Here is a 24,806-nt window from a genome sequence, read left to right on the forward strand (position 1 = left end):
TACAAGTTCAAACGTGTGCATCCCAGTGCTACGTGCGTGCTCTTAAATGATGGGTAATCCGCACGACTTGGAATTTCGCTGCCTGATTTTTCCCAGCCGACACCAACAGATTTGTGTCATGGCCCACAGTGACGGCCGAATTCCGGGCACCCGCAACGGACGAGAACACCTCGGTTCCGCAATACATTAAGTAGGAGGGTTCATGAGACCGAAAATCCACCTGTTTACCTGCTGTCTACTGGTGCTGATCCTCGGCTTCCAGCTCGGTGGACCGGTTCAGGCGCAGCGCGCCCAGCAGGGCGCCGGAAACATCCAGGGGACCGTCACCGACGAATCGGGCGGCTTGATCCCGGGTGTGGAGGTGACCGCGCGAAACGTGGCCACCGGCATCGAGAGGATGTCGGTGACCGGCGACAGCGGCTACTACCTGATCCAGGCCCTCGGGATCGGCGAATATGAGATCTCGGCCGGCTTGACCGGATTCAAGACCAAGGTCGTGACCGGACAGCGAGTCACCTCGGAACTGACCCGGACGGTCGATATCGTGCTCGAGGTCGGCGACGTGACCGAAACGGTCACCGTCGCGGGTCAGGCGACACTGGTCAAAATGACCGACACCACCGTGGCCCACGCCCAGGACTCGGAAGTGCTGGAAGTCCTTCCGGTCCACATGAGCTTCTTTGTCCGGCAGTCCATGGTGCTGATCAACACCCTGCCCGGTGTGATCTTCAAGCCCACCTGGGACGGGAACAAGGGGACCATCCACGGTGTGGGCGACAACGGACCCCACCGGAACCCCCTCGGGTACAACACCGACGGTCATCAGAGCAGCATCAACTGGCATCAGGGGCTGCGCGACGAAACGGGACCGGCTCCCGAGTTGATCGAAGAGTTCCGCATCGAGACCAATCAGGACGCGGAGAAGGGGTTCAACTCCGGGGTGTCCGTCGAGATGATCACCAAGTCGGGGACCAACGAATTCCACGGGAGTGGTTTCCTGTTTCACCGCAACGACATCCTGGACGCGCGCCGGTGGACCGCCTCCGGGAAGGGCGAACAGATCCAGAACGAGTGGGGCTTCATTCTGGGGGGCCCCATCGTCCAGGACAAGGCCTTCTTCATGATGAACTACACCGGTTATGAGTGGTCCACGCAACCGAGCGGAAGGATCGGAACCGTCCAGACCGAACTCATGCGGCAAGGGAACTTCACCGAGATCCTCGGTGCATCCCTTGGGACCGACACCATGGGACGGGACGTCCGGGCCGGCATGATCTACGATCCCCTCACCACCCGGCCAGACGGGCAGGGGGGTTTCCTGCGGGATCCCTTTCCCAACAACACGATTCCCTCAAGCCGCATCGGCGGCGTCGCCAAGCACCTCCTGACCGCATATCCGGGACCGAACAGAGGCGGCGGATTGACCAACAACTACGAGGGCGAGGGTTCCAACATCTTCGACATCGACAAGGTCTATCTCAAGACCGACATCGAGCATGAAGACCACAAGGTCACCATCGGTTGGGAAGACACGCCGAATATGAAGCTGAGCTTCCTGTCGCCGCCGAATCGGCTGAACAGCGTCGCGGTCGAAAGCCGCGGCGTCCGGGTTCGCCTCAATCACCTTTGGACGGTAAATCCGTCTCTCCTCTTCAGCACCCGGCTCGGAATCAACCGGATCACCTACGGAGAGGGAAAATTGCCGCCCGCCTCGGACCACTGTCCGGGTGGTTGCGTCCAGGGTGCGTTGACCACCGCGATTCCCAGACTAAGGATTCAGAGCGCGGTGGGAGGCGGTTTCGGCGACAACACCGACACGGCCCAACACTTCCAGTCGACGGTTCCCGTCTTCATGGACCTGTCCTGGACCAGCGGGAACCACAACGTGAAGGTCGGCGCCCAGCTCAGCATCTGGGCTGGAAAATTTCTCGTGGAAAACCACACGGCCGGCACCTACACCTTCCGCAACCGCACCAGCGGCCTGCCCGGTTATCCGGACACGGGTGACGGATTTGCCTCCTTCCTCATGGGCGACGTGGACGAAGTCCTCCAGGAGACCGCCAGCGCCCGGAAGGTCACCAGCTACAGTTGGGCCTTCTACGTTCAGGACTCCTGGCGAACGACGCCGAAGCTGACCATCAACTACGGCCTCCGCTGGGAGATCCCCATACCTTTCCACGAGTCTCACCGGCGCTGGGGCCTCATGGACATCCACACTCCCAATCCGGAGGCGGGCGGCCTCCCGGGCGGCCTCACCTTCTACGGAGAGGGAGAGGGACGCAACGGGCGGGTCCGGGCGTTCAATGTCGGCTTCAGGAGTTTCGGGCCGCGGCTGGGTTTTGCCTATCAATTGAACGAAAAGACCGTGGCGCGGGCCTATTACGGACTGATGTACTTCCCCATGAACGGGGAAATGGGCAATGGCTCCGGCATGCCCAACCAGGGTTTCGGCGCCTCGGTGACCGCAACGACCCCGGACTTCGGTCTGACGCCGGCCCTCAATTGGGATCAGGGAATCAGCATTCTGCCCACCAACCTGCCTTTCCTGAATCCTTCCCTGATCAACGGCTCCTCGGTCGGTTTCGTGGACGTCAACGAGACCCAGCAGGGGACCGCCCAGAGGTTGGGTCTGGCCATCGAGCGGGAGCTCCCCTGGGATATGGTGTTCACCGCCGAATACATCGGTCTCTTGGGCCACGGCGTCATCGGCACCCAGATCGCCCGTTACAACCAATTGCCCCTGAGCTATCTGGCTCTCGGCAACCTCCTGCTGCAGGATATCGATTCCCAGGCTGCCAGAGACGCCGGCTACACCCGGCCCTATCCGGGATTCACCGGGACCGTGGGGCAGTCCCAGCGGCGCTTTCCCCAGTACAACTGGGTGGCCCAGTTGAACTCCCACTCGGGTTTCAACCTATACCACTCGGGCATCTTCATACTGCAGAAGCGGTTCTCCTCCGGGTTGAACTTCATGTTGTCGCACACCATTGCCAAATCGCTGACCTCGGGGGACGTCCGGGAGAGGGGCAGCTTCGCGCCCCGCGCCGGTTCCTCCCTGCAGCATTGGGATACCTGGAGTTCCTCCAAGACGCTCGTGCCGTTCAACCGCTCTTGGGCGACCAAGGCGAGCTTTTCGTGGGAACTGCCCTTCGGAAGAGGCAAAGCCATCGGCGGCGGCGTTGGCCGATTGGGCAACCTGTTGGTCGGCGGCTGGAGAGTCGCCGGTCACATCGTCTACCACGCCGGCAATCCCCTGACCGTCGGGACGGGACAGTTCCTTCCCTATATGGGACCTGCGTGGGCGGTCTGGAATCACGGCGTCGGGGTCACGACCGGCGTCAATTGCGGCGACTACGATCCCAACCAGACGGGACGAGACCGTATCTTCAATCCCGCAGCATTCAGCACCGCGCCCAATTTCACGTTGGGGAACTTCCGCGTCCATCCCAGTGCGCAAAACTGCGGATTCATGCAGGAAGACATTTCCATCATGAAGGATTTCCAGATCAGCGAGGGCGTGAGTTTCCGCTTCGCGGCGGAGATGTTCAACGCCTTCAACCGGGTCAACTGGCGCGAGGCGGGCAACAACGTGGACAGTCCCCAGGGTTTCGGAAAAATCGGCAACACCTTGGATCCGCGGATCATTCAGCTCTACTGGAAGATCAACTTCTGAGGATCGCCGCCGACGGGCTGCACCATGGAAACAGGGTTGTCACCATTCAGATGCAAAGGTCATAAACAATGAAAGCCATCTCTTTGTTCCTTACGGTCCTCCTGGTCTTCTCGACGAGTCTGCAGGCTGGACCTATCCCGGCTCAGAAGGCGATTCACTCGGTATCGATCGAGGATCTGAAGGGCCAGATCTCGGAACGGACGGCCGAACGCGCCGAAAATATTCGTGAAGTTCAGACCCTGCTTCGCCACCAAGCGGTGCAGGATCGTCTGGGACACCTCTACGACCTGGAGCAGATCGCGGTCGCTGTCCCCACGCTGGACGACGCGACGCTGGCCCGGCTGGCCCGGGAAAGCAAGCAGATGAACGAGCAGTTCCAGGCCGGCCTGCTCGGTCTGTCCTTCATGAGCTGGGTGGTCATCACCGGGCTCATCGTCTTCACCGTGCTCGTTCTGATTCACACGTACGACCGGGGCGAGCCTTGACGCGTCACCGCGTGTAGACGCGCTCTTTGCTTTCCGCTCGGAAATCTCACCATCGGGCTGGCCGCGCATGCCGCGGCCAGCCCGATATTTGTTATAGTCGCCTGATACGGCGTTCGGTTCCGCTCGCGAGTCCGGGAACGCTTCGACCAGTCGCGATTATGAAGAAGCAACACCACCCTCCGTTGCTGTCTCTGCTCCTCCTCATTGCGTCGCTTTCCTTTTCCGGCCCCGTGCTGGCCAAAGAAAAGGACGAGAAGAGAGACACCTCCGCCGTTCAAAAAGAGGAAGCGGAGGATTACTACCAGCGCTGGCTGAACCAGGATGTCACCTACATCATCAGCGACGAGGAGGAATCGGTCTTCAACAGCCTGACCAGCCCGGAGGAGAAGGAGTTGTTCATCGAACAGTTCTGGCGTCGCCGGGACCCGGACCTGAGGACGGCCATCAACGAATTCAAGGAAGAGCACTATCGGCGCATCGCCTACGTCAATGAGCGATTCTACGCCGGGGTGCCGGGCTGGAAAACGGACCGGGGGATGATCTACATCCTCCATGGACCGCCTCATGAAATTGAGAGCTATGTGACCGGGGGCAATTACAATCGCTCCTTCAGCGAGGGCGGCGGCAGTACGGTGGTCCACCCCTTGGAGGTGTGGCGCTACCGGCACCTCGAGGGTGTCGGGGACGACATCGTTCTGGAATTCGTGGACCGCACCTACACGGGGACGTACAAGCTGGCCCTTTTCCCCGACGAAAAGGACGCTCTGCTCCATTTCGACGGATATGGCCTGACCCTGTCGGAACAGTGGGGCATCAGCGACAAGCAGCATCGTCCTTCCCTGATCGGCGGCAGGAGCACCGCCTACGAAACCCGGCTCCACAACAACAACCCCTTCCAGCGCTACGAGATCTTCTCCCGGGTCATGGTCCCCAAGAAGATCAAGTACAAGGACCTCAAGGAGTTGGTCAAGGTGGAGATTGGTTTTTCCAACCTCCCCTTCCGAGTTCAAAGCGACTACTTCAAGCTCAACGACGGTCAGGTCCTGGTTCCCGTCACCGTCGAGATCCGAAACAAGTTCCTTTCGTTCGAGGCCGACGGCGAAGTACACTCGGCCCGGGTCGGACTCTACGGCGTCGTCACCAGCCTCACCAACAAGTTCATCGAAGAATTCGATCAGGACCTGGTGATTTCGTTCGGACCCGAACGGCTGATGAGGGGCCTGGAGGGGCGGGCGACCTACCAGAAGGTCCTGCTACTGGACAGCGGAACCCGGTACAAGCTCGACCTGATCATGAAGGACCTGACCAGCAACAACATCGGCGCCGTCAAGCACGGCATCATCCCACCGTCCAGCATGCGGCAAAGGGAGAAGCTGAGCAGCAGCTCCATGCTGCTTTCCAATTACATGCAGGAGCTTCCCGAGGCGCCGGACCAGGACCAGATGTTCGTCCTGGGAGACGTCAAGATCCGGCCCAGTCTCGACAAGAGCTTTTCCAAGAAGCTCCCGCTGGGCGTCTACCTGCACCTCTACAATTTCGGCATGGACCAAGCCTCAAATTCTCCCCAGATGCAGGTGTCCTACCGAATCTCCCGCGACGGCGAAGTCATCGGTGAAGCCACCGACAGCCGCGGAGAATCGGTCCAGTTCTTCTCCGACCGGAGAATGGTCCTGTTCAAGAGGCTGAGCCTGCGCACCCTGGAACCCGGCAAATACCGGCTCGAAGTCGAGGCCTGGGACCAGGTCAAGGACGTCAGGACCAGGATCCAGGAAAACTTCCAGGTCCAGGGAAGCTAGGAGCATAGGAGGGGACTCTTCTGTCCCCTCTTTGCACCCCGATCCCAAAAAATCGGCGGCTGGTAGTCACGGTAAGGAATCGTCAGGCAATTCCAGCCTGAATTTTCAATGCTGAAGTCGAGTAACTCCTTTATTTCCCGGCATGGACCGTGAGGATGATTCGGGCGACGACATAAATGTCTGTTTCTCCCGCACGGAGCGTTAACCGATTAACCCGCATTCCTCACCAGGCCGCTTTGCATATGATGAGAAAGAGTATGTGTTTGAGCATTTACGAGATTTTTTCCGAGTTTTCTCCGGGACACACTGCGCTGAGCGCGCGCTCGCTGGTGAGAAATGCGGTTTGAAGGCACCAATGAAGCTCGTCTGTGGACAATTTGGAAAGTGGAATGCCAAGAGTCGAATTCATCGGAGCAGTTGGTGGCTTGGCCGGTGAGATCAGCAACGAGTCGTGTACCGCACGTGTAGCTCCGAAAAGCCGTTCTGGTAGGGTAGAGTTCAGAGTGCAAGCATGACGAGGCTTAAACTCCCCATCGGCATTCAGACCCTCCGCAAGATTCGCGAGCAGAATCACTATTACGTCGACAAGACGGGCTACATTCGAACGCTCCTCGACGAAGGTTCGTATTTCTTCCTTTCGCGCCCTCGGCGATTCGGCAAGAGCCTGTTTCTGGACACGTTGAAGGAGTTGTTCGATGGCAACGAGCCGCTATTCATGGATCTGGACATCCACGATCACTGGGACTGGTCGGTGCGCCATCCCGTCGTACGCCTGAGCTTCAGCACGGGAAACTTCAAGGAGCCGGGCTACCTTCACGCGAACTTGATGGCGCAACTGGATGCGGTTGCGGAAGAAGCTGGTGTCGTCGCTCGCTACGATACCGGGCCAGAGCGCTATGGCGATCTGCTGCGGGCGCTGCATCGACAGGCCGGCCGGTCCGTCGTGGTGCTGGTGGACGAGTACGACAAGCCGATCCTGGACGCTTTGGACGTACCCGACGTAGCCAGGGCCAACCGCGACTACCTGCGCGGCGTCTACGCGGCCATCAAGGACAATGATTCGCACATCCGGTTCGTCTTCCTCACGGGCGTCAGCAAATTCTCCAAGGTGAGCCTGTTCTCCGGGCTCAACAATCTCAAGGACATCACCCTCGACCCCCGCCACTCCTCGATCTGCGGTTATACCGATGCGGACCTGGATACGGTGTTCGGGCCGGAACTGCCGGGCCTTGACCGGAACAAGATTCGTGACTGGTACAACGGCTATAGCTGGTCGGGTAGCGAGAAGGTGTACAACCCGTTCGACATTCTCCTGCTCTTCGACAGCCGAAAATTCAAGGCGCACTGGTTCGAGACCGGTTCGCCGTCGTTCCTCGTCGAGACACTGCTCAATCGGCGGGTCGGATCGCTGGCACTCGAAGACATGATCGGCACCGACGGCCTTCTGTCCAGGTTCGATGTAGACGACATCGCCACCGAGGCCCTGTTGTTCCAAACCGGCTACTTGACGATCACCGAAGAGATGAATCTTGGCGGCAAGACCCTCTACCGGTTGGGCTATCCGAACCGAGAGGTGAAGCAGAGCCTGAACGAGCACCTGCTGCACGGCCTGGGGCCGGACCCATCGCGCCAGGGGGCGCACGACATCCGCCTGTACGAACTGCTAACCGCCAACGATTTCGTCGGCCTTGAGGCGCAGTTCCGAGCGTTCTTCGCCAGCATCCCTTTCGAGTGGCACATGAACAATGCCATCGCCAACTACGAGGGTTACTACGCCAGCGTGTTCTATTCCTGGTTCGCGGCGCTGGGCCTCGACACGGCGGTGGAGGACAGCAGCAGCCGAGGTCGGATGGACATGGCGGTTCGCTTCAACGGCAACGTCTACGTGTTCGAGTTCAAGGTGGTCGAGTTGGCGCGTAAGGGCGCCGCGATGGCGCAGTTGAAAGAGAGGCGCTATGCGGAAAAATACCGGGGCCTGGGCCAGCCGATCTGGCTCGTCGCCGTGGAGTTCAGCCGGAAGGCTCGAAATCTGGCGTCGTTCGACGTGGAGCGTGCATGAACGTGGCGGCCCGTCGGAACATGAGTTAAGAGTGAATCGATGAACACAGTCATGCTCGGCTTGCTGGCCGAGACTCCCGATCCATTCCGGCGGCCGAGGACCACTGGCATAACTTTTTTTGGAACTTCGGGTCAGAACCCGGCGTCGAACTGACTGCTGGAAAGCTATGAAACCCGGTTCAATGGGATCCTCCAGCATTTGGGGCAGCGCCGGCAACCAGCGGCGGCAGTTTTCATCCGACGCTCAAGGCACGTGTGGGACGGCGCTTCGGCCATGCCGTGGTCACCAGCACATTGGGAGGCCGGACGTCGTTCTCCGAGTCCTTCCGCATCCTCGGCATCAGGAAGGCATCGACCTTCCGCAGTTTCACGGCAAGCCTGGAAATAGGAAGGTAGATCGCCTATCTCCTCGGCGGCTAGAAGCCGTTGCTCCAAGCCCCCGCTCCAACGCTGGGAAGCCCGGCCCAGTGATGAAAGGTCCGGCTACGAGTATCCAGACCCAGAAAGACATTCAGGAAATCCTGACCCAACACTCTGAAACGAACCCCCACCCCAACGTCCTGAAACCACTCCGCCGCTCCACCTAAAAACGGCCTGCCCGAGACGAACGCCGTATCGCTGAAGACGAATCCCCCCACCTCGAGGAGCCCCCACCTCCACAGCCTCCGCCCCAGTTCCGCGCCCAGGAGAACAAAATCGCGCCCCATGGGACTGTTCCCTTTCCGGCTGTCCCGCAGTTCCGGATGAGCCTTGAGAGGCAACCGCGCGTCGGGCCCGATCCCGAAGAGAAAATAGTGATCCAGCGGCAGGTCCCGGCCGGAGACTCCACCCTGAATCGACAATCTCAACCGGGACTCCGTTTTCCTGGCCAGCGTCCAATCGATCCCCAAGCCCGACATCATCCTGTGGGAAGGATCCCCCCCTCCCGCGAGAGGCGAAAAGGCATCGAACCGGGCCATCCAACTCAACCGGGCGTTCTCCCCGGCGTCGAGGCCCCAAAGCTGATTCCATTCCAGTCCCGCGGCCAGAAGGTGAGGACTCTGTGTATGCTGGCTGGCGTCTCCGCCGAATCGAAATTCCTGGCGCTGGTATCCGCCGTGAAAAGCCAGGGACCTGCGTGCGGACATCAACCATTCGTAGCCGCCGAAGACCTTTTCCGTCCGGTAGTCATATTCCGTACCCGATGCGGTGTGGCTCCACTCCTCGTCCCGGACATCGAAGCCAAGACGCAACAGGTCGGAAGAAGACGAAAAAAACGGAAACCAGGCGGATGCTCCGGCCCGTTTCCGGGGAGCGTCCCACCGAGCCCCTCCCGCCAATCGCCGGCCCCGGCCGTCCCGCAACCCGAGACCGATCTCCCGATTGAAGACGGCTCGGGAGGAATTCTCGATCAGAAACCCGGTCTTGTTGGAAAAAGAGTCGCTGGCTGGAGGAAGGTCGACACTTAGATCCCAACGTCCCCCGGGCTGCGGGTCGAGCTGCCATCCGAACCGGGGTCCCAGCCTGAACCTGGTCTGGACCCAATACGCCTGTAGGAGCTGCCTCCGCTCCAGGACCTCCTCTTCATTGAATCGGAAGAGGGACTCCACCAGTTTCGGCGCCGCGTCCTCGGAAGCCGCGACCTGGATCTGAGCGATTTGAGGCTCGCCCAGCAGATTCCAGTGGTGCAGAGCCTCCAACCGCCGGTCCTGGAGGTAGGAAAGGATGGCCAGGAAGCTCCGGGCGTAGCTGTTCTTCGGGTCCAGCTTCAGCGCTGTCCCCAGGCTGGCTCGGGCCTTGTCCCTCCGATCCTGTTTGAAATAGACGCCGGCCAGCTCCGCATGGGCCGCCGCGTCGCCGGGCCTCAGGAGGACGGCGCGCTCCAGTTCCCGTTCGGCATCGGCCCAACGCTCCTGCTTGGCCAGGGCCATGCCGAGCAGAAAGGTGGCCTCGCCGTTGGACGCCTCCTGTTGCAGAGCCTGCCGGAAGAGCAACTCAGCAGACTCGTATCGCTCCGCCTCCAGTTCCGTTCGGCCGCGGGAGAGTAGCTCTTCCGTGCCGGAGGCCAGGCCGGCCGAAGCGAAAAGCAGGCTCAGCAATACCAAGAGGGAGACGCGGACGGAAATCGGCGCCGGCCGGAAGTGCCCGAGCATACGCCGGACATTGTAGTCAGTCGCGATTTCGGTTGTTGCCGCAGCCGGCTCAGGATGGAGTCTCGGGGATGACCAGAAGCGTCCAGTTTTCCAGCCGCGACCGCTGACGCGCCATTTCTCCCGCCGGCCGCCGCTGATAGGGTCCCTTTACGGGATCGTGCACGATCCATTCCCGGCGGGATTCGTCCCAGCCCACCAGCACCACGTAGTGATTGTTGGTCGTCAGGATGGACGGGTCGATCACGGTGATCAGTGGCCGTCCCTGCCGCAGGTGATCGAGCATTTCGGTCGTGTCGCCGGCGAAGGAGTAGGCCTGGAACCCCTCCGCAGTAGCCAGCTCTTTCAGTTCGAGACCGCTCAGGCCCTTTTTCGGAAAGGGTTGGAAACGTCCCGCCAACTCACGGTGATCGGCCGGATGTTTCCAATAGCGCAGGAGCATGGCGAGCACGGCGGGACCGCAGTAGTTCTCCGCCTGGCGGACATAGGGGACTTCCAGGAAGAATCCCTTGGCGGGCGATTCCTCTTCTGCGTGTACGGTGAGGACCGATAGGGCCAGCATCAGAATGGAAAGGGCCCAGGCCGGACGCCTCAACAATCCTGTCGGAAAACTGGTGGGAGCGGCGGCTTTCTTGCCGCAGATTCTCGGGAGTGCGGGCGAAAGAAAGAATGGGCGACAGGAAAGTCGCCCCTCCCAATGGGGGACACGAATGTCCCCCCTCCTGGCGGTTATCCGAATCACCCGAAGAGGTTCCTGGGAAGACCGGTCTGTTGGAACGCCTTGGCTCCCGCTTCGACGTGGCGCTTTCCGCGCTCCAGGGAGAATGCCAGATGCGACGGGAGCAGAGCGTCGAAGTCGTAGTTCAGCAGCTTTTGCATTGAGGCCGCGCAGTCCTGAATGCTCGAGTCACGGACGTTCTGGAGAACCACCGCACCGCCCCAGAACACCTGGTCACCTGCCATGAGATAGGTCCGGTCCCGTCCCTTCAGCAGGAGGGAATAGTGGCCGCTGCAGTGACCCGGAGTGGCGATGGACGTGAGTTCCAGACCTCCCACTTCGAACCGGTCCCCGTCCGCCATTTCCCCCTCGACGTCACAGGCCTCCCAGTGGAAGTCCGCCGGATAGAAGCCGAAGTCCTGTGCCCAGGCCAGACCGGTCTGTTCCGCATCCCCCTCGCGGATCGTCGGCGCGGCTTCTTTTCCGGCGATGACGGAGGCGCCCAGTTCGCGCTTCAGTTGAGCCAGCGCCCCCACATGGTCGGCGTGGTAGTGGGTGACGAAGATCCGGCGGATCTCCCCCGGATCCAGGCCGTCGTTCTCGATGTTGCGGAGGATCTTCCCGGGCCCGTCAAATCCGGCATCCACCAGGGCCAGTTCGCCGTCCCCCCGGATCACGAACACGTGGCAGTCCATTCGATTGGAGATGTTGAAACCGGTGTCGCCGCCGCCCACCAGATAGACGTCATCCGTCAGCTTCATGTCGATCGGTCCTCAGCACAGGGAAGAAAACTGATTGCGGAGCGTCACTCCACCAGGGACGGCGCGGCGGTTTCCTTCGGCGCGGCTGCGTCGTACACCGCGGCCAGGCGGGAGTACTCCTGCTCCTTGGCGTCCATCTCCGCCTCGAGCCGCTTTCTCTCGTCCCGGATGATCTCGTTGGCGTTGGTCGAAGCCCATCGCGAGTTGGGAACGTTTTTCAGGCCGTCGTGGAGCCTCTGCACATGCCCCTTGGCCGAGTTGGCGGCCGGCCCTTCCACCACCGCCGCGCGGGCATAGGCCAACAGGGCGGTATCGTAGTCGTGGGTTCGGGACGCGGCGAATCCGAGACGGAACGCGGCATAGCCGTGTCCGGGATTCATCTTCAGAGTCTGTTTCAGGTGCTCCACCGCCTCCTCAAGGTCCGAAACCGGCTTTTTGGGAGACTTGGTCCACACTTCGAGGATCGAACGCCCCATTGCATAATGTGCGTCCGCCGCCCAACCCTGCTTCATGGCGATCCAATCGGCCGTGTTCTGGCCCATCGGTTTCTCCAACTGATCCAACAAGCCGAGGGCCCGGGTGGCGTAATCGCTTGCCCGGTCGATCCTTTTGCTCTCGGAGTAGATATTGGCCAATGGCGCCAGCAGCTCGACCGTGTCGGGAAGCTCCAGCAGAGCCTCCTCTCCGTGCCGAATGAAACGATCGACATCGTTGCGCGAAAAAGCCGCGTTGGCAATCGCAAGGTGGGCCCACGCGGTCAATCCACTGTCGGGAAATTTCTTCAGGAATCTCTCTGCCAACCGGGACTGCTTGCGAACGTCGCTGGTCTCTCTGATCTCCTCCCACGCTCGGAATTCCTCTCGGGACCGGGGCTTGCCCACGGTGCGGGCTTCGTCCAGCACCTGGTCTTCTACGAACTCCACCGGCGGGTCACCCTCGGATTGTTTCTTGTCCTGAGGCGAGAGCGGGCGGGCTGGAGTCGTGGCCACCGTCATGGCCAACAACAGAACGGAGGAAAGCAATCGTGGATTCTTTATCATGATGTCCAAATCTACCGGATTTCAGGACTTCCGGCCACGGAGCGGCGGTTTCCTAGCTGCCCGTTCCTCCTCGCTCCAATCATTATTCCAAGAATCGGCGGTTGGAAACCGCCGCTCCTTCTCGGCGATTGGAAATCGTCCCTCCAAGGTTCAAGCCAAAAGCTTGGTCACCACCTCGCCGCCCACGTCGGTCAGCCGGAAGTCTCGTCCCTGAAAGCGGTGGGTCAACCGGAGGTGGTCGATGCCGAAGAGATGGAGGATCGTGGCGTGGAAGTCATTGATGGAGACGGGCTCCTCCTCGACTCCCCAGCCGATGTCGTCCGTCCTGCCGATGACCTGTCCTCCCTGGATGCCACCGCCGGCCATGAAGACGCTGAAGGCGAAGGGGTGGTGATCCCGGCCGGTGTTGATTTCCTCTTCTCCTCCGTTGTTCTCCGCCAACGGGGTCCGGCCGAATTCCGCGGCCCAGACGACCAGCGTCTCGTCCAGCATGCCGCGCTGCTTCAAGTCCTGAATGAGCGCGGCCACCGGCTGGTCGACGATCCCGCAGTTGGTGGGCAATTGTTTGTCCAGACTGCTGTGATGATCCCATGAGGCGTGATAGATGTTGACGAATCGTACGCCCCGTTCCACCAGGCGGCGGGCCAACAGGCAGTTGCGTGCGTAGCTGCCGAACACCCCATTGGTGAAGCCGCGTCCCCGACTGCCGTCGGGATCCTTCCGGTTGACCCCGTACATCTCCAAGGTCTTCTCGCTTTCCTGGGAGAGGTCGATGAGTTCCGGCGTCGCTGACTGCATCCGGTACGCCAGCTCATAGGAGGCGATTCGAGACAGGATCTCGGGGTCGCGGGCCTGCTTGTAGTGCTGCCGGTTGAGCTGTTTCAGCGCCTCCAGGCTCCGGCGCTGGCATTCGTGCGGCAGGCCCTCAGGATTGGACAGGTGCAGCACCGGGTCTCCCTGGTTTCGGAAGAGCACCCCCTCGTAGCTCGAAGGCAGGAAGCCGCTGGACCAGTTGGAGGCGCCGCCGCTGGTCCCCCTGCCGGCCGTGAGCACGACGTAGCCCGGCAGGTCCTCCGACTCGCTGCCCAGCCCGTAGTTGATCCAGGAGCCCATCGACGGACGGCCGAAGGTGGGCACTCCCGAATTCATCATCAACTGTCCCGGATGATGGTTGAAGGCCTCGGTGTGCATGGACCGGATCAAGGCGATGTCGTCGGCGCAGCCGCCGATATGGGGCAGGTATTCGGAGATCCTGATGCCCGATTCGCCATGTTTGGGAAACTTGGCATTGCTGCCCATCAGCACCGCCGACTCCTTTTTGATGAAGGCGAACCGGACCTTCTCCAGCATGGACTCGGGCATGGGTTGGCCGTTCAGCTCCGTCAGTTTCGGCTTGGGATCGAAGAGGTCGATCTGGCTGGGAGCGCCCGCCATGAATAGGAATATGCAGCTCTTGGCCTTGGCCGGGAAATGGGTCGACGTCATCTGCTGTCCCAGGGTTCCGGCGGCATTCGCCTGCCCCAGGAGTCCCTTCTCCGCCAGCATCGTCGTCAGCGCGATACCGCCCAGACCGCTGGCGCTGCTGGTCAGGAAGTCTCGACGCGATTCCAGAATTTTTTCCCTCAAAGAACTCATGTCCTACTCCCGAGTGACAAACTCGTCCAGGTTGAGGATGGTGCGCGCCACCGTCGTCCAGGCGGCGGCCTGCTCCTGGGACAGCTCGCCGGGGAATCCCGGCCCCGCGACCTTGGCGGCCGACCCTTCCCCCGCTGCGAAGACCTGTTCCTGGTCGTCCAAAAGCTTCGTCAGAACGCTCATCTCGACCGGGTCCGGCTCTCTCGCCAACGCTCTCCGAAACGCGTAGCGGAGCCGGTCCTCGTCCGTGGACTTCACCTCGGTGATCTTCCTGGCGAACGACCGGGCGCAGTCGACGAAGACGTGATCGTTGAGCAGCGTCAGCGCCTGCAGCGGCGTGTTGGACCGGGTTCGGCGAATACAGGCGGTGTTGGAGTCCGGGCTGTCGAAGGTCATGAGCATGGGATACGGAACCGTGCGCTGAAAATGGATGTAGAGCCCGCGGCGGTACTTGTCTGTCCCCTGACTCTCGGGCCATTTGACGCCGGAACTGTACCCCACCTTCGCCACGTCTTCGGGCAGAGGCGGACGAATGCTCCGGCCGCCCACCCGGCGTTCCAACAGGCCTCCCACGGCCAGGAAGAGATCCCGGGTGACTTCCGACTCCACGCGGAATCGGCTCTGCCGGGACAACCACACGTTGTTGGGATCGGTCTTGAGGAGTTCCGGATCTACTTGAGAGGACTGCTGATAGGTCGATGACAGAACGATCGTTTCGATCAGGTCCTTGCGGCTCCAACCCAGATTCACGAACTCGCGGGTGAGCCAGTCCAAAAGTTCCGGGTGGGAAGGCTTCTCTCCACGGGTCCCGAAATCGTCGCTGGTCGCCACCAGTCCCCGTCCGAAGAGCTTTTCCCAGATTCGATTGACCTCCACGCGCCCCGTGAGCGGATTGGACGGGCCCACGATCCACCGGGCCAGGTCGAGGCGATCCGGCCGTTCTCCCCGCCAACGCATGGGAGGCAGCACGCCTGGAGTTCCCGGCATCACCTGCCGGCCCTTGCGCAGGAAATCGCCCCGGACGTGGATATGGGTCTTGGGCGGTTCCGGGTTCTGGGCGATGGTCTGGGCCAGCGTCTCGGGGACCTGAGGCATCGCCTTGTGATGCCCTTCCAGTGCGGCGTGCCATTCCCGCATCCGCGGCTGCTGGTCGACGGCGTAGTCCAGCAGCAAGGCGGTCTGCTCGTCGGACCGGTCCCGCGGCTCCAGGGCCAGCACCCGCTCCACGTCGATGGGGACCAGGGACTGCAGCAACTCCCTCGGGGCCGTCGTCGCCGAAAGCCGGAACCGGCCCATGGTCCGGTGGTCGCCGAGGCGCTGCTCCAGCTTGAAATGGAAGGTGATTCCGGATGAAGAACCGGCGTCCTCCTTGAGGATCACGACAATCTGACGGTTGTGGTTGGGTCCGTCGAGCCCGCCCGGCGACCAACCGGTCACCTCTTCCCCGTCGACGGCTCGAGCAACCTCGAACCCGTCCAGCTCCTGCAATGCCACCGCCGAATCGATCTCCAGCTCCTGGGGTTCCTTGCCCTCTTCACCCGTTGAAGCTTCAATGCCCACTTCCGAAAGCGCGAATTCTCCCTGGGCGGCCCGGCCCGGACCCGAATTCGGAAGCGTCGGGTCCTTGAGCGCCTCGATCCGGAACCCGGTGATTCCGGCCAGTGAGCTCCTCACCTCGACCTTGTAGTTGTTGTGGGCGGGATTGGCGCCCCGGGCCAACAGGCTGCCGTCCTCCTGCTTGACCAGCTCGGCCTCCTTGGAGTCGGTGGTGGTGAAGCTGACGGGATCGAGCACCTGCCACTGGCCCAGCAGAGGATACGGATTACGCGCCTCCCAATCGTCCAGCGTCGGGGCCAACTCCTCCTCCAGAGGCGTTCGCTCGGCCTCCATCTTCCCCATGAGCATCTCCTGCCTCAGGTCCCATTCCCGCTTGGCTCGCCAATAGGCCGCCATCTCCGGTTCCAGGGTCGCCGGGAGGTTCTTTTCCTCCGCTTCGTTGAGAAAGGCGAAGAGTTCGTAATACTCCTGCTGAGAAAGGGGGTCGTACTTGTGGTCGTGGCACTGGGCGCAGGCCATGGTCAGGCCCAGAAAGACCGAGGCCGTGGTATTGGTCCGGTCCACGATCTGCTCGATGCGAAACTGCTCCTTGTCGACTCCCCCCTCGCGATTGGTGAGCGTGTTTCGGTGAAACCCGGTCGCCACGCGCTGTTCGATTCCGGCATCCGGCAGCAGGTCTCCCGCCATCTGCTCGATGACGAACCGGTCATACGGAAGGTCCCGGTTGATGGCCTCGATCACCCACTCCCGGTAGCGCCACGCGTGGGGGCGGACGCCGTCCTTCTCGAATCCGTCGCTGTCGGCATAGCGGGCCAGATCCAGCCAATGCCGGGCCCAGCGTTCCCCGTAATGGGGCGAGGCAAGGAGCTGGCGGACCAGACGTTCATAGGCATTGGGGAGCGGGTCGTTTACGAACGCCTCCACCTCGGCGGGGGTGGGCGGGAGTCCCAGCAGGTCCAGGTGCAGTCTTCGAACCAGGGTTTCCCGGGAGGCCCGGGACGAGGGCTGGAGTCCCCGTGTTTCCAGGGCTTCCAGCACGAACGAGTCGATGGGATTCCGAACCCGGTCCGGGTTGCGCGTCGCCGGGACTGCGGGGGCACTGATCTCCTGAAACGACCAATGGCCGTTCGCGCCCGCCTGCAGGTCGGCGCCGGCGACGTCAGTCTCCGCCGGCCAAGAGGCGCCTTCGTCGATCCAGGCGCGGAGGCGGTCGATGAGGACGGCGCTCAGCGGATCGCCTTGAAGCGGCATGATCATGCCGCCCTTCCCCGAAACCATCTGGATCAATCGGCTCGCCGAGCTGTCGCCCGGGACGATGGCGGGACCCGAGGCGCCACCCTTGAGGGCCGATTCCCGGAGATCGAGGCGCAGACCGCCGGACGCCTGCCCGGGACCGTGGCAATGGTGGCATCGCTGGCTGAAGATGGGCTCGATGTCACGCTTGAAATCCGGTGCTTCGGCCGATTGATTCTGACCCAGGCCGGGCACTGCCACGAGCGCCAGGGAGAACAGAACCAGTCCTGAATACCACCGTCGATAAATCAGCATAAGTTGCTCAACAATATGGATTTGGCGCGATTTTACCAGAACCCCCTTGAACCGGGAAGGAGAGAGGAGTACAGGTTACGAACGGGAAGGGAGTCCGACCATTCAAGGAGGCTGGAACATGACACTTCAACAGGGATGGAGCCGCCGCAGGTTTCTCGGCACCGCTTTCGTCGCGCCGGCGATGCACCGGAGCTCATTCACGACACCGGCGCCTCCCGAAAAGCCGGGTGGAAAGCCTGCACTGGTCATCGACAACCATGGACACGTCGGGGCCCTGAAGCCCGAGGATCTCGTGGAGGGCTACAATCCACAATTGGACCGCACCATCTTCCAGGTCACCGAATCCAAACTCGGGCTGTCTCCCCGCCAACTGATTGAAGTGATGGATACCCACGGAGTGGACATGGCGGTGCTCCACACGCTCAGAGTGTGGGCCAACAAGTACCAGGCCCGGGTCCTGCGGGAGTTCCCCAACCGATTCATTTCCGTGTGCAAGCTCGACGAGCAGAAAGCGTACAAGAGTGAACAAATCGACAAGCTTCATCGCTACGTCGGAGATTGGGGTTTCCGGGGGTTGTACTACGATCCTCCACCCGGCTCCGATGGCCACGACAGCCTGGCCACATCCAAATACGATCCCTTGTGGAAGGCGGTGGACTCACTGAAGATTACCGTCTCCTTCGTGACTTACACCGGCAGTCCCTCCATCGGCTACGGATCGAATTTCGAGAGCCTGTGGCCCATTCTCCTGCGGCTGCTGGAGAAATTTCCCGACCTTCCGGTCGTGATCGTCCATGGCATCCCACCGCAGCCCTGCCTTCAACCGGACAACTCGGTCAAGCTCCCGGAAAAGGCCATCCGGCTGGTCAAGGAACACAACGTGATCCTTGGCATTCTGGCGGGACACCTGAACTATGGACCCAACGACGAAGTCCTCAAGAGCCTCTACGACAACTTCGGTCCAGGGAAATTGGCCTGGGGTTCGGAATTCGTCAAGAAGGGACTGAGCAGTCCAGCCGAGTACTCCCGGAGGTTCCACTACCTGCAAAACAACTGCCCCTACATGTCCCAGGAGGACCTGAGCCTCATCCTCGGACGGAACGTCCAGCGACTCTACCGCCTGGAGCCGAAGGCTGCCGGACTTCAGTCCCCGCCGCGAGCATGAACGTCCGGAAAAGCTCGTCGGACGCACAACATCTATCTTTTCTGTTTCCCCCTTAAATGGCCAGGAATAGCAACATAAATGTATTTATATACTGGAAATTACTGGCCTTTTCCACCCTTTTATCCCCCTGATTAATCACCCTTTTTGTATCAGCATTTGGATCTCCCTACGGGAGATCTCATTGGGGGGAAGCGGGGCGGCTGTCGGTGACGGACACCTCTGCTTGTTTTCCCCACGGCTCCTGATGTAGAATTTTGATCAGCAGTACGCCTAACGGAGATCTCTACATGCGATCCATTCCGGCCCTTCTGATTCTGGCTTTCCTTTCGGTTCAACTCGAAGCCGCAGATCCGCCTGCCAGGCCCAAGCTGGTCTCCCTGTATCCCTTGGGAGGACAGGCGGGGGACACGCTGGAAGTCGAGCTCGTGGGCAAGCATCTGGACCCGCTCCAGGTGGCCTGGTTCCGTTACGATCAAGTGGAGGCGGAGGTCCTGAAGCTGGAACGGACCGAGGAAGTCGAAAAGGCCGGCGCCGGCCAGGAGCAGGGCGCCGAATCCAAGCCGTATCAGGGGAAATACCGGGCGCTTCTGAAAGTTCGTATCTCCCCCGACGCCGAATTGGGAGCCCACTACTTCCGCGCCGTGACCCCCGGCGGGATCTCCAACCCGCTGAGGTTCCGGGTCACTTCCGAGCCCAACGTGCTTGAAGTCGGCACCAAACACAACGAGTTGGACACTGCCCAGCCCATCGATGGCTTCCCGATCGTGATTCAGGGCAGCCTGCCGGAGCTGGGCGAGGTGGATTTTTACGCGTTGCAGGCCACCCGCGACCAGGTTCTCTGCTTCCAGGTGGACTTCTTCTCGAGCACCGCTCCGCTCGGCCTGTGGACGATGCGGCCGAAGCTGAGCATCCATGAGCGGGGAGGCAGCTGGTTCGATCCCGGCCGCGATCATCGACTGGTCATCAACGACCCCATGCAGCATCGGCCGACCTTGGCCTACAAATTCCCCAGGGACGGCGAATTCTTTCTGGCCGTGGCGGAGGTTTCGGGCAAGGTCGGGATGTTTGAGAATCCCGGCTACCAGTTGAAGGTCTTCCCCGGCGGGGCTGCCGGGGAGGCACCCTGTTCCTTCACCGCGGATCGGCCCGCCCATGACGGACCCCTGCAATGGACCTGGGCGGGAGAAGCTGCCCAGGCCCTCGTGCCCACGGTGTCCGAACGGGACTTCGGCCGGAAGATCGAAGCGGATTGGATCGAGAGACTCCATGCCAGGGGCGTCCCGGAAGAAACCAACGAGGCGTCCGGCGGAGGCATCTCGTTCGAGTCTTTCGCCGAACAGGAGCCGAATGACCAGCCGGCACAAGCTCTCGACGTGGGAGCCATCCCCGCAGCTCTGGAAGGGACCATCGGCGGGCCGGGTGACATCGACACCTTCAAGTTCAAGGTGGCCGACGGAACCCTTGTCGCATTCGAGATCGAGACCCCGCTGAGGAAACCGTCATTTTTCGTCCCCTGGATGAAGGTCACAAACGCCGACGGCGAGGAAGTCGTGGAAAACCTCAACAAAGTGTGGGGCAGAAGCGGGAACTTCGTCGTCAAGCACCTGGAGGCGAAGACGGTCTACACCTTTGAGAAGGGGGGCGAGTACACCCTCCAGGTTCGCGACATCACATCCCGGAACGGAGGTTCCGATTTCAGGTACAGAGTGCTGGTCCGGGACCAGGTTCCGCACGTCGGATCGATCCGGCCTGAGGAAGATCACCTTCGGATCACGCCCGGCCAGGCCAGCACGTTGACGTTGTCCGTGGACCTGGAGGAGGGATTCCAAGGCGACGTCCTGCTCAGCGTCAAAAACCTTCCGCCCGGCGTGAAGGCGTTTCCGGTCATGGCGCGTCCGAAGGAGAGCCGGTCAACGGAGGACCTGCCTCCATTGAGGGACCAGAAACGCTACAAGCCGGCCACGCAAAGGGCCATGATCGCGTTGATGGCCGACTCCAGCGCCTCGCCGAGCCGTACCCCCTGGCTCATCGATCTGACGGCCCGGCCCATCAACGGGGGAAAAATAGGAGAGGCATTCGCCATCGGCACGCTCCCGCTGCTGGTGGATGGGAGTGAGAAAGAGCGGCAGCTCGCCTCCAATCGGTAAGAGCTGCAAGGAACAGGCACCGTGAGTCTGCAAGAACCGAAATTCGCGAGCGGCCTCGGCGTATCCACAACGATCCTGCCGTTGGTGCTGGCCATCGTCCTGAGTCTGTCCGTTGCGTCTCCCCAGGGAGAGCCGTTGGCGCCGGCCAGCAGCCACGCCCTGACCCTGGTCTCCGTCGAAATGTTTCCCGAGAAGGTGGATCTGAGAGGAGCGGATCCTTCACAGCGGTTCGTGGTGCTCGGCACCTTCTCCGACGGGCTGCAGCGTGACGTGACCTCGCGCAGCAGTTTCCATGTGGACAACGACGAGGTCGCCAAAATCGACGGGACTTCCCGAATCGTCGGCGTCTCCGAGGGCGAGACGAGAGTCCGGGTGGAGGTCGAAGGCCACACGGCGGAAGCGGCCATCCAGGTTCAGGACCTGGTCCGGGAAAAGACCTACAGCTTCACCCGGGACGTGGGCTCGATTCTCACTAAGCACGGGTGCAACAGCAGCGACTGCCATGGCGGCGTCAAGGGGCAGGGCGGATTCAAGCTCTCGCAGAACTCCCTCTACCCCGAGGATGATTACAAGTGGATCATGGAGGGCGGCACCTTCCATGTCCTCACCGACAAATCGGACGAACCGAAGGTCCCCCGGATCGACCTGAAAGAACCGGAGAAGAGCCTGCTGCTGATGAAGCCGACCATGGCCATGGCACATGGAGGCGGACCCAGATTCGCTCTGGACTCTCCCGACTACCGGACCATTCTGGGTTGGATTCAAGCGGGGGCTCCTTTCGGCGATGCGGCCGACAAGGAATCCGCCGGAATCGACGGCGTGGAGGTGTTTCCCCACAAGTTCGTGCTGGAGCCGGGCGGGACCCAGCAACTGGTGGTAATGGCTCACCTTTCGGACGGGCGGAGCCAGGATATCAGCGACCAGGTGCTCTACTCCTCCATCAATCCCGCGGTCGTGAGCGTGGGCAACGACGGGACGGTGAAGGCGGTCGGCAAGGGAGAGACGGCGATCATGATCCGCGCGGCCGGCCACGCGGTCAGTGCGCTCGCCGGCGTGATCACGGACCTGATTCCAGACTACCCGGCCGTTCCCGAAGAGAACTACATCGACGAATACGTCTTCTCCAAGCTCCGGCGCTTCAACATCGTTCCTTCCGGTCTTTCGAGCGATGCCGAGTTTCTGAGACGAGTGTGCCTCGATCTGGCGGGCACGATGCCGCCGCCCAACCGCGTCCGCGAGTTCCTGGCTTCCGAGGACCCGAAAAAGCGGGAAAAACTGATCGAGACGCTGCTCGACTCCCCAGAATACGTCGACTACTGGACGTATCGATTCTCTCAACTGTTTCGAGTGGGACGCCTGGTGAACGGCGGCACGACCGAGTTCAACGCGGCGTATTGGGAATGGATCCGGGACAGCGTCATCGACGGAAAACCGTACGACCAGATGGCTCGGGAACGGATCTCCGCCCAGGGATGGGACGGGCCCTCCCGGCATTTCACCCGGTTCGCTACCGAGAACGATCCCACCGGTCCCCAACAGGTGATGGGGGAGCAGATCCGGCTCTTCATGGGCCGCCGGCTGGATTGCGCCCAGTGTCACAACCACCCCTTCGACAGTTGGAGCCAGGATCAGTTCTGGGGGCTGACGGCTTTCTTCGGCAGCCTGGTTCAAGTCGGATGGTCTGACGAGACCGACATGGTGATCTTCGACAACCCCGCCGGCCGGGACTATGCATGGGGCCAGCCTGAGGAAGTCGCCAAGGTCATTCATCCGCGCACCAAGAAAGAAGTGAAAGCGACCCTGCCCGACGGCGCTCCTCTACCCGCGGACAGGCAGTTCGACCCGCGGATGGCCCTGGCGGAATGGATCACCGAACATCCCCACTTCGCGGAAGCGACGGTGAACCGGATCTGGAGTTATTTCTTCGGGCGAGGGATCGTCGATCCGGTGGATGACTTCCGGTCCACCAATCCCCCCTCGCATCCGGACCTGCTCGCCGCCATGGCCGATGAATTCAGGAGCCAGGGGCACGATATCAAGAAGCTGATCCGGACCATCGTTCGCTCCCGGGCCTATCAGTTGACGTCGGTCCCCAACGAGACGAACCGGCACGACACCACGAATTACTCCCACTTCCAGCCCCGGCCGTTGGACGCCGAGCTGTTCCTGGACGCCATTTCCTTCGTGACGGGCGTGACCGACGAGAAGTACCTGGATACGACGAGAGGCCATGAGCCGGTGGGAACCCGGGCCATGAACCTGAAAAACTGGTCCATCGACCATAGCAGTTTCATGGAGGTCCATGGCCGCTACGACCGGGCCGGCAAGCCGAACAAGCCCGGACCCACGCTGTTGCAGGCCCTGCACTCTTTTGCGGGCCGGACCTACAACGAGAAACTGGGACGCGAGGGCGGAAGGCTGGACCGGATGATCCGGAGCGGCCACTCCAATGAAGAGATCGTGGAAGAACTTTATCTGTTAGCGTTTACCAGATTCCCGAGCCGGGACGAACTCGATCGCCTGTTGCGGTTGCTTGAGGAGAGCCCCTCCCGGAAGACGACTCTGGAGGATCTGACCTGGGCTTTGATCAGTTCCCGGGAGTTTGCGTATAACCATTGAGCGCCTTTAGGCTTTTTTGAAGCCGCCCAAGGAGAAGCCAACGATGTTGAGAAAAGCAGGTTGCCTGGATTACCGGCTCGCCAGTCGAAGGGACTTCTTGCGATTGGGGTCTCTCAGCCTGCTGGGAGCCAACCTCACGCAATACCTTCAGTTCAAGAGCCTGATGGCAAGTGCGGGAGTGGATGTCGAGAAGGAGGCCACGGCGAAATCGATCATCGTGCTCTGGCTGGAGGGTGGAGCGAGCCACATCGACACGTACGATCCCAAGCCGAACAGCTCGTTCAAGCCGATTTCCACCAACGTTCCTGGGATTCAGGTGACGGAGCTCTGTCCTCTCGTCGCCCAGCAGATGGACAAGATCGCAGTCGTTCGGTCCGTCCGTACGGAGGAATCCAACCACCTCGAGGGCGCCCACAACGTGCTCACCGGACATCGTCCCAGTGCGGCCATGGCGTTCCCCAGCGTCGGTTCCATCATCACCAAGGAGTTGGGTCCCATAAACACCATGCCCCCGTACGTCCTGGCCCCCCAGTTCGACGTGGACCGGCAATACGAAGTGCTCTGGAAGAGCGCCCACCTGGGGGCGAAATACGACCCCTTGATCCTGGGCGACCCCACGGGGTGCAGCTTCAAGGACATCACCACGGTCTGCGACCCCGATTTCGCGGTCGCGGATCTGACGCTCCCCAAGGGATTGCCGGTGGAGCGGTTGGAGTCCCGGCTTTCGATGCTGGAGATGGTCGACTCCATCTACCGGAAGAAGGTGGAAAAGGCCGAATTCACCGCCATGGACGGTTTTCGTGAGCAGGCATTGCAGATGATTCTGAAGCCCGAGGTCCGGGAAGCGTTCGAACTGACGCGGGAGCCGGAAAAAGTCCGAAACGCTTACGGCCGAAACGGCTTCGGACAGAGCGTGCTCCTGGCTCGGCGCCTGGCGGAAAGGGGATCCCGTTTCGTGACGGCGGCCGGCTACAAGTTCAACGAGTGGGACACGCACGGCAACAACGACAAGCAGCACAAGGACGCGTTGGTTCCGCCCCTCGATCAGGCCCTCTCCGCCCTGCTGGTCGACCTGGACGAGCGAGGGATGCTGGATACGACCATGGTCATCGTCATGGGCGAGTTCGGACGGACACCGACCCACAACGCCAGCGGCGGACGGGACCACTGGCCCCATGCCTGGACCCTGCTCATGTCCGGCGGCGGAGTCAAAGGCGGCATGGTGCTCGGAGCCAGCGATGAGAGGGGCGCCCACGTGGCGGAGCGCGAGGTTTCCATCGGAGACATCTACGCCACCGTCTACAAGGCGATGGGAATCGACTGGACCAAGGAGTACATGACTCCGGTCGGACGTCCCGTAAAGATTGCCAACTCCTTCGAGGACAAGACCGGGAAGCCCATCCCCGAACTGCTCGGCTAGGAGGAGCGGCGGTTTCCAACCGCCGATTCCCAAGGAACACTGAAGAACAGAGGGG

At 61.4% G+C, this 24,806-nt stretch carries 14 protein-coding genes; 8 read left to right on the forward strand and 6 right to left on the reverse strand.

The window, feature by feature from the left end; translation table 11 throughout:
- Nucleotides 1–202: 202 nt before the first annotated feature.
- The 4 genes from OXT71_20830 (at nt 203) to OXT71_20845 (ending at nt 8,013) form a co-directional block, all read left to right on the forward strand.
- The gene (locus OXT71_20830) at nt 203–3,673 is read left to right on the forward strand and encodes a TonB-dependent receptor (GenBank protein ID MDE2928836.1); all 3,471 of its coding nucleotides are present in this window, start codon (nt 203–205) and stop codon (nt 3,671–3,673) included.
- 68 nt (nt 3,674–3,741) lie between these two features.
- Nucleotides 3,742–4,158 (forward strand): hypothetical protein, encoded by a 417-nt coding sequence (locus OXT71_20835; protein MDE2928837.1) that lies wholly within the window; start codon nt 3,742–3,744, stop codon nt 4,156–4,158.
- 158 nt (nt 4,159–4,316) lie between these two features.
- Nucleotides 4,317–5,954, forward strand: a complete 1,638-nt coding sequence (locus OXT71_20840) for a GWxTD domain-containing protein (protein ID MDE2928838.1) — start codon at nt 4,317–4,319, stop codon at nt 5,952–5,954.
- 511 nt (nt 5,955–6,465) lie between these two features.
- Nucleotides 6,466–8,013 carry an ATP-binding protein gene (locus OXT71_20845; protein ID MDE2928839.1) on the forward strand — a complete coding sequence of 516 codons (1,548 nt, stop codon included), beginning with the start codon at nt 6,466–6,468 and terminating at the stop codon, nt 8,011–8,013.
- A gap of 415 nt (nt 8,014–8,428) precedes the next feature.
- Here OXT71_20845 and OXT71_20850 read toward each other — a convergent pair whose 3' ends face one another.
- From OXT71_20850 to OXT71_20875, 6 genes are all read right to left on the reverse strand, one after another.
- Complete coding sequence (locus OXT71_20850; protein ID MDE2928840.1) at nt 8,429–10,144, reverse strand: tetratricopeptide repeat protein; 1,716 nt, start codon at nt 10,142–10,144, stop codon at nt 8,429–8,431.
- 49 nt (nt 10,145–10,193) lie between these two features.
- A complete protein-coding gene (locus tag OXT71_20855; GenBank protein MDE2928841.1) occupies nt 10,194–10,736 on the reverse strand; it encodes a C39 family peptidase in 543 nt (180 codons plus the stop codon).
- 143 nt (nt 10,737–10,879) lie between these two features.
- Nucleotides 10,880–11,620 carry an MBL fold metallo-hydrolase gene (locus OXT71_20860; GenBank protein ID MDE2928842.1) on the reverse strand — a complete coding sequence of 247 codons (741 nt, stop codon included), beginning with the start codon at nt 11,618–11,620 and terminating at the stop codon, nt 10,880–10,882.
- Between the two features lie 44 nt (nt 11,621–11,664).
- Nucleotides 11,665–12,660 (reverse strand): tetratricopeptide repeat protein, encoded by a 996-nt coding sequence (locus OXT71_20865; GenBank protein ID MDE2928843.1) that lies wholly within the window; start codon nt 12,658–12,660, stop codon nt 11,665–11,667.
- 150 nt (nt 12,661–12,810) lie between these two features.
- Nucleotides 12,811–14,295: a DUF1501 domain-containing protein gene (locus OXT71_20870; protein MDE2928844.1), complete on the reverse strand. Its 1,485-nt coding sequence runs from the start codon at nt 14,293–14,295 to the stop codon at nt 12,811–12,813.
- Nucleotides 14,296–14,298: 3 nt separating this feature from the next.
- Nucleotides 14,299–17,400, reverse strand: coding sequence for a PSD1 and planctomycete cytochrome C domain-containing protein (locus tag OXT71_20875; protein MDE2928845.1), 3,102 nt, complete (start codon nt 17,398–17,400; stop codon nt 14,299–14,301).
- A gap of 118 nt (nt 17,401–17,518) precedes the next feature.
- On the opposite strand from OXT71_20875, the gene OXT71_20880 reads away from it, so the two are divergent.
- The 4 genes from OXT71_20880 (at nt 17,519) to OXT71_20895 (ending at nt 24,751) form a co-directional block, all read left to right on the forward strand.
- On the forward strand, nt 17,519–18,565 hold the full coding sequence (locus OXT71_20880) for an amidohydrolase family protein (protein MDE2928846.1): 1,047 nt from the start codon (nt 17,519–17,521) through the stop codon (nt 18,563–18,565).
- Between the two features lie 287 nt (nt 18,566–18,852).
- Complete coding sequence (locus OXT71_20885) at nt 18,853–20,712, forward strand: hypothetical protein (protein MDE2928847.1); 1,860 nt, start codon at nt 18,853–18,855, stop codon at nt 20,710–20,712.
- A 21-nt stretch (nt 20,713–20,733) separates the two neighbouring features.
- Nucleotides 20,734–23,331, forward strand: a complete 2,598-nt coding sequence (locus OXT71_20890; protein MDE2928848.1) for a DUF1553 domain-containing protein — start codon at nt 20,734–20,736, stop codon at nt 23,329–23,331.
- Between the two features lie 43 nt (nt 23,332–23,374).
- Nucleotides 23,375–24,751, forward strand: coding sequence for a DUF1501 domain-containing protein (locus OXT71_20895; protein ID MDE2928849.1), 1,377 nt, complete (start codon nt 23,375–23,377; stop codon nt 24,749–24,751).
- The last annotated feature ends 55 nt before the right edge of the window (nt 24,752–24,806 follow it).

Source organism: Acidobacteriota bacterium (assembly GCA_028874215.1).
GTDB lineage: Bacteria > Acidobacteriota > UBA6911 > RPQK01 > JAJDTT01 > JAJDTT01.